Source organism: Citrobacter sp. Colony219 (assembly GCF_019382635.1).
GTDB classification, from domain to species: Bacteria; Pseudomonadota; Gammaproteobacteria; order Enterobacterales; family Enterobacteriaceae; genus Citrobacter; species Citrobacter youngae.
Window position 1 is genome coordinate 4,577,361 of the sequence record NZ_CP080033.1, and the last position, 8,041, is coordinate 4,585,401.

General features: G+C 53.1%; 8 protein-coding genes. 3 read left to right on the forward strand and 5 right to left on the reverse strand.

The window, feature by feature from the left end; translation table 11 throughout:
• Nucleotides 1–76: 76 nt before the first annotated feature.
• The 5 genes from JTI85_RS20390 to ppiA all read right to left on the reverse strand — a co-directional run bounded on the left by JTI85_RS20390 (nucleotide 77) and on the right by ppiA (nucleotide 3,413).
• Complete coding sequence (locus tag JTI85_RS20390; RefSeq protein ID WP_219351946.1) at nucleotides 77–1,294, reverse strand: aspartate aminotransferase family protein; 1,218 nt, start codon at nucleotides 1,292–1,294, stop codon at nucleotides 77–79.
• Nucleotides 1,295–1,379: 85 nt separating this feature from the next.
• A complete protein-coding gene (gene pabA / locus JTI85_RS20395; protein WP_116360431.1) occupies nucleotides 1,380–1,943 on the reverse strand; it encodes an aminodeoxychorismate synthase component 2 in 564 nt (187 codons plus the stop codon).
• 31 nt (nucleotides 1,944–1,974) lie between these two features.
• The gene (locus tag JTI85_RS20400) at nucleotides 1,975–2,577 is read right to left on the reverse strand and encodes a putative adenosine monophosphate-protein transferase Fic (RefSeq protein WP_061068723.1); all 603 of its coding nucleotides are present in this window, start codon (nucleotides 2,575–2,577) and stop codon (nucleotides 1,975–1,977) included.
• Complete coding sequence (locus tag JTI85_RS20405) at nucleotides 2,567–2,734, reverse strand: YhfG family protein (protein WP_071887396.1); 168 nt, start codon at nucleotides 2,732–2,734, stop codon at nucleotides 2,567–2,569. The genes JTI85_RS20400 and JTI85_RS20405 overlap by 11 nt, the downstream gene beginning before the upstream one ends.
• Before the next feature lie 106 nt (nucleotides 2,735–2,840).
• Nucleotides 2,841–3,413, reverse strand: a complete 573-nt coding sequence (gene ppiA, locus JTI85_RS20410; protein WP_003023595.1) for a peptidylprolyl isomerase A — start codon at nucleotides 3,411–3,413, stop codon at nucleotides 2,841–2,843.
• A gap of 264 nt (nucleotides 3,414–3,677) precedes the next feature.
• Here ppiA and tsgA point away from each other — a divergent pair, with 264 nt between their 5' ends.
• The 3 genes from tsgA to nirD all read left to right on the forward strand — a co-directional run bounded on the left by tsgA (nucleotide 3,678) and on the right by nirD (nucleotide 7,997).
• Nucleotides 3,678–4,859 carry an MFS transporter TsgA gene (gene tsgA / locus JTI85_RS20415; RefSeq protein ID WP_048213538.1) on the forward strand — a complete coding sequence of 394 codons (1,182 nt, stop codon included), beginning with the start codon at nucleotides 3,678–3,680 and terminating at the stop codon, nucleotides 4,857–4,859.
• 271 nt (nucleotides 4,860–5,130) lie between these two features.
• The gene (gene nirB, locus JTI85_RS20420; RefSeq protein WP_061068724.1) at nucleotides 5,131–7,674 is read left to right on the forward strand and encodes an NADPH-nitrite reductase large subunit; all 2,544 of its coding nucleotides are present in this window, start codon (nucleotides 5,131–5,133) and stop codon (nucleotides 7,672–7,674) included.
• Nucleotides 7,671–7,997: a nitrite reductase small subunit NirD gene (nirD, locus tag JTI85_RS20425; protein ID WP_199954715.1), complete on the forward strand. Its 327-nt coding sequence runs from the start codon at nucleotides 7,671–7,673 to the stop codon at nucleotides 7,995–7,997. Before nirB ends, nirD begins: the two co-directional genes overlap by 4 nt.
• Nucleotides 7,998–8,041: the final 44 nt, after the last annotated feature.

The window sequence follows — 8,041 nt, forward strand, 5'->3', positions numbered from 1 at the left end:
GCGTAACGCCTTATCCGGCCTACGGGGTAAGGTGTGATTCGTAGGCCGGATCAGCGTAGCGCCATCCGGCAATCCATCAACCCACCACTTTCGCCACGGCCTGCGCGAAGCGCTGCATCCCTTCATCAATATCAGCCTGCTCCACCACCAGCGACGGCGCGAAACGCATCACGTCCGGCCCGGCATTCAGTACCATCACGCCTTCATTCGCCGCGGCGTACAAGAAATCACGCGTCTGGCCTTTAAACTGCGGCTTCAGTTCGGCGCCGATCAGCAGTCCCATACCGCGAATGTCGCTGAAAATGTCAAACTGCTGGTCAATTTTCTGCAAATGCTGAACAAACGCCTGGCGTTTGGCCTGAATACCTTCCAGCACTTCCGGCGTGTTGATGATATCAAACGCAGCTCCCGCAACCGCGCAGGCCAGCGGGTTACCGCCGTATGTGGAGCCGTGTGAACCCACGTGGAACGCGGAGGCAATCTCCTGGGTGGTCAGCACCGCGCTCACCGGGAAACCGCCGCCGAGCGCCTTGGCGCTGGTCAGGATATCCGGCGTCACGCCGTAGTGCATATAGGCAAACAGTGAGCCGGTACGCCCCATTCCGCTCTGTACTTCATCAAATACCAACAATGCCTGGTGCTGATCACAAAGTTCACGCAAACCTTGCAGGAATGCCGGCGTTGCCGCAGTAACGCCACCCTCGCCCTGAATAGGTTCGATCACCACCGCACAGGTATGATCGTCCATCACCGCTTTGACCGCATGCAGATCGTTAAACGGTACATGGATGATATCCGCCGGTTTGGGTCCAAAGCCGTCGGAGTATTTCGGCTGCCCGCCGACGGATACGGTAAACAGCGAACGACCGTGAAACGCGTTATGGAAGGCAATAATCTTGGTTTTGAACGGGCTATGGCGCACGCAGGCATAGTGGCGCGCCAGCTTAAAGGCGGTTTCGTTAGCTTCGGTACCGGAGTTCATGAACAGTACGCGTTCGGCGAAGGTTGCATCAATGATTTTACGGCCTAAGCGCAACGCCGGTTCGTTGGTAAAAACATTGCTGGTATGCCACAGGGTTTCGCCCTGAGTTTTTAACGCCTCAACCAGCGCCGGATGGCAATGCCCTAACGCGGTAACTGCAATACCACCCGCGAAATCAACGTACTCTTTACCCTGTTGATCCCATACTCGACTCCCTTTCCCTTTTACCGGGATAAACTCAGCCGGTGCATAAATCGGCAGAATCACTTCATCGAATGTCGCACGTGTAATTGCAGTTTGTTCAGTTGCCATGTCATTACCACCCTGTTAAGCAGAAATGCTAGTGAAATTATAATCACAAAATATGAATAAAAAATCACTAAATAGCAACCACAAATCACTGGTTGAGGAAATTAGCCAGCAGCTGATGCCCCTGTTCGCTGAGAATACTCTCCGGGTGAAACTGCACCCCTTCCATATCCCACTCCCGGTGGCGAATACCCATGATCTCCTGCGTTTCACTCCAGGCGGTCACCTCAAAGCAGTCAGGAAGGGTTTCGGGAGCGACCACCAGAGAATGGTAACGCGTTACCGTTAATGGATTGGCGAGCCCCTGAAAAACGCCCTGCCCGTTATGCGTAATCGGCGACGTTTTACCATGCATCACTTTCGCTGCCCGCACCACGGTCGCGCCAAAGGCCTGCGCCATCGCCTGATGGCCCAGACAAACACCCAGCAGAGGGATCTTCCCTGCGAAATAGCGAATAACCTCCAGCGAAATACCGGCGTCATCCGGCGTACAGGGTCCCGGGGAAATCACTATTTTCTGCGGATTCAGCGCATCAATTTGCGCCAGCGTCAGCGCGTCGTTGCGTCTGACAAGGACATCTGCGCCCAGTTCGCAGAAGTATTGATACAGGTTCCAGGTAAAAGAATCGTAGTTATCGATAAGCAGGATCATGGCGGCTCCGGTACAGAAGAACCGCGCTATTCTACTCAGTTTCCAGGGCTTCGCTTACCACTTTACGAAATATCGCCTGCAGTGCGGACAGGTCCCCCATGGCACCGCTTTGATTTGCCTGGTTCCACTCCTCAACCTGGATGCCCTCCCAGTTGAGTATATACCCGGCATGAATCGCCAACTGTTCGAAGAAAATACGCTGCGCCAGACCACTGCCGATGCGAAACGGGTGCAGCACATTAATTTCACAGTAGTAGTGTGCGAGGCGGTCGACAAACTTTTCTTGCGACAACCCCACCAGCCAGGACTCATCTTCCAGGTCCTGCATCAGCGCATTGCCCTCTTTCTCGATATAAGCGAAATGGCAAAAGCGGGTATCGCCCTGGTAGATATCGACTTCTCGCAGATGTCCCGCCCAGTCAAAAATATCCTGATAGAGTTGGCGATGAATAGCACACAGATGCGGCAAACCCCGTTTAAGCGGGCCCAATTCGATAGTTGCCGCGCGCAGCGCCGTCAACTCATAAGCTGCCTGCGCCAGACGCTGCGCCTGATGAACCCCCAGCCGGTTACGCATGACATTCAGGCCCGGATATAAATAGGGGTCACGTCCATCACCGAATTTATCGCTCATAGTGCCTCCGCAATTCTTCAAGACGCGCCAGGGCGTCTTCAGCGCTCAGAGTAACCCGTGGAATATCCACGCCTTCCAGTCGCCGGCTTGCCTGGAAATTGGCATTTCGCCGTTGTTCCCAGATCCTGGACTTTTGTTTATCGGTGAGTTTTTTCACGTGACCTCCCTGAATGAGCCGACACTTGCCACAAGTATAAGCAGCAATTTCGGGTTACGCAGAGAAGGGAGAGAACGCGGGCAAGCGCTGCCCGCGCAAAATACGATTACGGCAGGACTTTGGCTGAAAGGATAACAATCGGTTTTGACGGAACATTCTGGTAAGGACCGACATCGTGGGTCTGAACCTGAGAGATCTTATCCGCGACATCCATACCTTTCACAACTTTACCAAAGACAGCGTAGCCAAAATCACGCTGGCCGTGATCGAGGAATGCATTGTCCGCAATGTTGATAAAGAACTGGCTGGTCGCGCTGTCTTTATCCGCAGTGCGCGCCATGGCAATCGTGCCACGGGTGTTACGCAGTCCGTTATCGGCTTCATTCTTGATTGGCGGGTTAGGTTTCTTCTGCTGCATCTGCTCGGTAAAACCACCACCCTGCACCATAAATCCTGGGATCACACGATGGAACGTGGTGTTGTTATAGAAACCGCTGTTGACATAATCGACAAAGTTTTGCACTGAAACCGGGGCTTTCTGACTGTTCAGCTCCAGCTCAATGTTACCGGCAGAAGTTGTCAGCAGGACATGCGGATCCCCTTTCGCTGCCAGCGCTGCGGGAGAGAGAGCAGAAAGAGCGAGAACAGCTGCAACAGCCGCCAGAGTCGATTTGAGCATGAGAATTCCTTAACAAGAGCAGAAATGAAGCAAGTGGATTGATTCTAAAGAGCCTTCATGAACAAGGCCATCCCTTTACCTAATTTTACGTACTTGAAACAAATGTAACCTCATAGCCGTAAATATCTATGTGATCACGATCACATACAAAAATGTAACAGGCTCAGTAATTACCAAAAAACATTTAAATACATCACTAAAACGCCTAAAATCTGCCCGCTCACGGCGCCGTTAATGCGCCTTACACTTCTATACAGGCCAGTCATGACTAACAGCAATCGCATTAAGCTCACATGGATTAGCTTTCTCTCCTACGCCCTGACAGGTGCGTTGGTCATTGTCACCGGGATGGTGATGGGAAACATCGCAGACTATTTCCATTTGCCCGTTTCCAGTATGAGTAACACTTTCACCTTCCTGAATGCAGGTATCCTGATCTCTATTTTTCTGAATGCCTGGCTGATGGAAATCGTGCCGCTGAAAACGCAATTGCGTTTTGGCTTCATCCTGATGGTCCTGGCGGTCGCCGGACTGATGCTCAGCCACAGCCTGGCCTTGTTCTCTGCGGCCATGTTTGTGCTGGGTGTAGTGAGTGGTATCACCATGTCGATTGGTACATTCCTGGTGACCCAGATGTACGAAGGTCGCCAGCGCGGTTCCCGCCTGCTGTTTACTGACTCCTTCTTCAGCATGGCGGGGATGATTTTCCCGATGGTGGCAGCGTATCTGTTAGCACGCAGCATCGAATGGTATTGGGTCTATGCCTGCATCGGCCTAGTCTACGTCGCCATTTTCCTGCTGACCTTTGGCTGCGAATTCCCGGCGCTGGGTAAACACGCGCAGCAACCGGACGCGCCGGTAGTGAAAGAAAAATGGGGTATTGGCGTGCTGTTCCTGGCGATCGCCGCGCTGTGCTACATCCTCGGTCAGTTGGGCTTTATCTCCTGGGTACCGGAATACGCCAAAAGCCTGGGCATGAGCCTGAACGATGCGGGTAAACTGGTCAGCGACTTCTGGATGTCTTATATGGTTGGCATGTGGGCGTTTAGCTTTATCCTGCGATTCTTCGATCTGCAGCGCATCCTGACCGTACTGGCAGGTCTGGCCACCGTTCTGATGTATCTGTTCATCACCGGCACGCCGGAACATATGCCGTGGTTCATTCTGACGCTGGGCTTCTTCTCCAGCGCGATTTATACCACCATTATTACCCTCGGCTCACAGCAGACGAAGGTCGCCTCACCAAAACTGGTTAACTTCGTTCTGACCTGCGGCACCATCGGTACTATGCTCACCTTCGTGGTCACCGGTCCTATTGTGGCGCACAGCGGCCCGCTGGCGGCATTGCAGACGGCGAACGGTTTGTATGCCGTCGTATTCGTGATGTGCTTTATTCTTGGGTTCGTCACGCGTCATCGCCAGCATAACGCGCCAGCCACGCATTAATCTCACTGCCGGATGGTATCTGTGCTATCCGGCACACTCTCGCGCCCTCTTCCTTTCACTGGTCATGTAGGCCAATTCTTACAAAAACCCCTTAAATTGTGCGCTTTTTATACAAACACGAAAAGCCAGTTAATTCCGTAACTTATAAAAATGCAGTTAAATCAGTCACATACCCCTTAAGGAGTATATAAGGCCGAATTTGATTTGTATCAATAAGTGCGGTTGCTGAATCGTTAAGGTAGGCAGTAATAGAAAAGAAATCGAGGCAAAAATGAGCAAAGTCAGACTCGCTATTATCGGTAATGGTATGGTCGGCCATCGCTTTATTGAGGATCTTCTTGATAAATCCGACGCTGCCAATTTTGATATTACCGTCTTCTGTGAAGAACCCCGCAAAGCGTACGACCGTGTACACCTGTCTTCCTACTTCTCCCACCACACCGCCGAAGAGCTTTCTCTGGTGCGTGAAGGATTCTATGAGAAGCACGGCGTTAAGGTGTTAGTGGGCGAACGCGCAATTACCATCAACCGCCAGGAGAAGGTAATCCACTCCAGCGCAGGTCGTACGGTCTATTACGATAAGCTGATCATGGCGACGGGCTCTTACCCGTGGATCCCACCGATTAAAGGTTCGGAAACCCAGGACTGCTTCGTTTACCGTACCATTGAAGACCTCAACGCCATTGAATCTTGCGCGCGCCGTAGCAAACGCGGCGCCGTTGTCGGTGGCGGCCTGCTGGGTCTGGAAGCCGCCGGTGCCCTGAAAAACCTCGGCGTTGAAACTCACGTCATTGAATTCGCCCCGATGCTGATGGCTGAACAGCTGGATCATATGGGTGGCGAGCAGTTACGTCGCAAAATTGAAAGCATGGGCGTGCGTGTGCACACCAGCAAAAACACCAAAGAGATCGTCCAGGAAGGCACCGAAGCGCGCAAAACCATGCGTTTTGCCGACGGTAGCGAACTGGAAGTCGATTTCATCGTCTTCTCTACCGGTATTCGTCCACGCGACAAACTGGCCACCCAGTGCGGCCTTGACGTCGCGCCACGCGGCGGTATCGTCATTAACGACACCTGCCAGACTTCTGACCCGGACATCTATGCCATCGGCGAATGCGCAAGCTGGAACAACCGCGTGTATGGTCTGGTCGCTCCTGGCTACAAAATGGCGCAGGTTGCCGTTGACCATATTCTCGAAACTGAAAACGCCTTTGAAGGCGCGGACCTGAGCGCCAAGCTGAAGCTGCTCGGCGTTGACGTTGGCGGTATTGGCGACGCGCATGCTCGCACGCCGGGAGCGCGTAGCTATGTTTACCTCGACGAAAGCAAAGAAGTCTACAAACGCCTCATCGTTAGTGAAGATAACAAAACCCTGCTGGGTGCGGTTCTGGTCGGTGATACCAGCGATTACGGCAACCTGCTACAGCTGGTGCTGAACGCCATCGAACTGCCAGAAAACCCGGACTCACTGATTCTGCCAGCACACGCGGGCAGCGGTAAGCCGTCTATCGGCGTGGATAAACTGCCGGACAGCGCGCAGATTTGTTCCTGTTTTGACGTCACCAAAGGCATGCTGATTGCCGCTATCAACAAAGGTTGTCACACCGTTGCGGCGCTGAAAGCCGAAACCAAAGCCGGTACCGGCTGCGGCGGTTGTATCCCGCTGGTAACGCAGGTCCTGAACGCCGAACTGGCGAAACAGGGTATCGAAGTGAATAACAACCTGTGTGAACACTTCCCGTATTCACGTCAGGAACTGTTCCACCTGATCCGCGTAGAAGGCATTAAAACTTTCGAAGAGTTGCTGGCTAAACACGGTAAAGGTTACGGCTGTGAAGTGTGCAAACCTACCGTCGGTTCCCTGCTGGCGTCCTGCTGGAATGAGTACATCCTCAAACCACAGCACACGCCGCTGCAGGACACCAACGACAACTTCCTGGCGAACATCCAGAAAGACGGTACTTACTCCGTGATCCCGCGCTCTGCGGGCGGTGAAATTACCCCGGAAGGCCTGGTAGCTGTCGGTCGTATCGCGCGCGAATTTAACCTGTACACCAAAATTACCGGTTCTCAGCGTATCGGCCTGTTCGGCGCGCAGAAAGATGACCTGCCGGAAATCTGGCGTCAGCTGATTGAAGCCGGTTTTGAAACCGGTCACGCGTATGCCAAAGCGCTGCGTATGGCGAAAACCTGCGTAGGTAGCACCTGGTGCCGTTACGGCGTCGGCGATAGCGTCGGTTTCGGCGTGGAGCTGGAAAATCGCTACAAAGGCATTCGTACCCCGCACAAAATGAAATTCGGCGTCTCCGGTTGTACCCGCGAATGTGCGGAAGCTCAGGGCAAAGACGTGGGTATCATCGCCACTGAGAAAGGCTGGAACCTGTACGTTTGTGGTAACGGCGGGATGAAACCGCGTCATGCAGACCTGCTGGCGGCCGATGTCGATCGTGAAACGCTGCTCAAGTACCTTGACCGCTTTATGATGTTCTACATCCGTACTGCGGACAAACTGACCCGTACTGCACCGTGGTTAGATAACCTGGAAGGCGGCATCGAGTATCTGAAATCAGTCATCATCGACGACAAACTGGGGTTGAACCAGCACCTGGAAGAAGAGATGGCTCGTCTGCGTGAAGCGGTAGTGTGTGAGTGGACAGAAACGGTTAACACCCCATCCGCACAGGTTCGCTTTAAACACTTTATCAACAGCGATCAACGCGATCCGAATGTTCAGGTTGTACCTGAGCGCGAACAACATCGTCCGGCTACGCCTTATGAGCGTATTCCGGTGACTCTGGTGGAGGAAAACGCATGAGCCAGTGGAAAAACATCTGCAAAATCGATGACATTCTGCCTGCGACAGGCGTCTGCGCCCTGTTAGGTACTGAGCAGGTTGCTATTTTCCGCCCGTATCACAGCGAACAGGTGTTTGCGATCAGCAATATCGACCCATTCTTTGAGTCCAGCGTACTGTCGCGTGGGTTGATTGCTGAACATCAGGGCGAATTGTGGGTCGCCAGTCCGCTGAAGAAACAACGCTTTCGTTTAAGCGATGGGCTGTGCATGGAAGACGAACAATTCTCCGTGAAACATTACGAAGCGCGAGTGAAAGACGGCACGGTACAACTGCGCGGTTAATTAATTTTTGGGAGGCGCAACGCCTCCCCTTTTTTGACGTATTT